Genomic DNA, 1877 nt, shown 5'->3' with positions numbered 1-1877 from the left:
CGGAGTTCGCTGCCGGCGCCGTGGTCACCGCGGCGGAGTATGAGGAGGCGGGCAACGACCATCCCGCTTTTTGGGCGAAGAAGGCCCGTGAGCTGCTGACCTGGAGCAAGGACTTTGACCAGCCCCTGGACTGGTCCAACCCGCCGTTCGCCAAGTGGTTTGTGGGCGGGGAGGTCAACGCCGCGTACAACGCGCTGGACCGGCACGTTGAGAACGGCCTGGGCGACCGGGTGGCCATCCACTTCGAAGGCGAGCCCGGGGACACCAGCACCTACACCTATGCCCAGCTCACCGAAGAGGTGAAAAAGGCCGCCAACGCCTTCGAGTCCCTCGGCGTCACCAGGGGCGACCGGGTTGCCGTCTACCTGCCGATGATCCCCGAGGCCGTCATCACGCTGCTGGCCTGCGCCCGCATCGGCGCGGTGCACTCCGTGGTGTTCGGGGGCTTCTCCGCGGACGCCCTGCGCTCCCGGATCGACGACGCCGAAGCCAAGCTCGTGGTCACCGCGGACGGCACCTACCGCCGCGGCAAGCCCAGCGCACTGAAACCCGCCGTCGATGAGGCTCTCGCGAAGGACAACCACACCGTGCAGAACGTGGTGGTGGTCAAGCGCAACGGCCAGGACGTGGACTGGACCGAGGGCCGGGACCACTGGTGGGCCGACACCGTCGGGGCCGCCTCGAACCAGCACACCGCCGTCGGGCATGATTCCGAGCACCCGCTGTTCATCCTGTACACCTCCGGCACCACCGGAAAGCCCAAGGGCATCCTGCACACCACCGGCGGGTACCTCACCCAGACCGCCTACACGCACCGTGCCGTGTTCGACCTGCACCCCGAGACGGACGTGTACTGGTGCACGGCCGACGTCGGCTGGGTCACCGGCCACTCCTACGTCGCCTACGCCCCGCTCATCAACGGCGCCACCCAGGTGATGTACGAAGGCACTCCGGACTCTCCGCACCAGGGCCGCTGGTGGGAGATCGTGGAGAAGTACAAGGTCTCCATCCTCTACACCGCCCCCACCGCAATCCGCACGTTCATGAAGTGGGGCCGGGAGATCCCGGACAAGTACGACCTCTCCTCCCTGCGCGTCCTCGGCTCCGTGGGCGAACCCATCAACCCCGAGGCATGGATGTGGTACCGGAAGGTCATCGGCGGGGACAAGGCCCCCATCGTGGACACCTGGTGGCAGACCGAGACCGGCGCCCAGATGATCGCGCCCCTCCCCGGGGTCACGGCCACCAAGCCGGGCTCGGCGCAGGTCCCGCTGCCCGGCATCGCCGTGGACGTCGTGGACGAGATGGGCGAATCCGTGCCCAACGGCCACGGCGGGTTCCTGGTGATCCGCGAACCCTGGCCGGCCATGCTCCGCGGCATCTGGGGCGACCCGGAACGCTTCAAGGACACCTACTGGTCCCGCTTCGAGACCATGTACTTCGCCGGGGACGGCGCAAAGAAGGACGAGGACGGCGACATCTGGCTCCTGGGCCGGGTGGATGACGTCATGAACGTCTCCGGGCACCGCCTCTCCACCACGGAAATCGAGTCCGCGCTCGTCTCGCACCCGGCCGTGGCCGAGGCCGCCGTCGTGGGCGCTGCGGACGAGACCACCGGGCAGGCCGTCGTCGCGTTCGTCATCCTCCGCGGCGATGCCGTGGATTCCGGCGACGCCATCGTCCAGGAACTCCGGAACCACGTGGGCAAGGAAATCGGCCCCATCGCCAAACCGAAGGCCATCCTGGTGGTCCCGGAACTGCCCAAGACACGCTCCGGGAAGATCATGCGGCGCCTACTCAAGGACGTCGCCGAAGGCCGCGATCCCGGAGACGCCACCACCCTCTCGGACCCCACCATCATGCAGCAGATCGCGGCA

1 protein-coding gene is annotated in these 1877 nt (G+C 68.1%); it reads left to right on the top strand.

Features of this window, described 5'->3' with window-relative positions:
* On the top strand, positions 1 to 1877 hold a 1877-nt coding region (gene acs / locus PV768_RS21740), incomplete at both ends, for an acetate--CoA ligase (protein ID WP_421094195.1).

This window comes from Pseudarthrobacter sp. CC4 (assembly GCF_048957775.1).
Classification (GTDB): Bacteria; Actinomycetota; Actinomycetes; order Actinomycetales; family Micrococcaceae; genus Arthrobacter.
The sequence above is the reverse complement of the archived record's forward strand: the minus strand, read 5'-3'. Positions and strand labels throughout refer to the sequence as shown.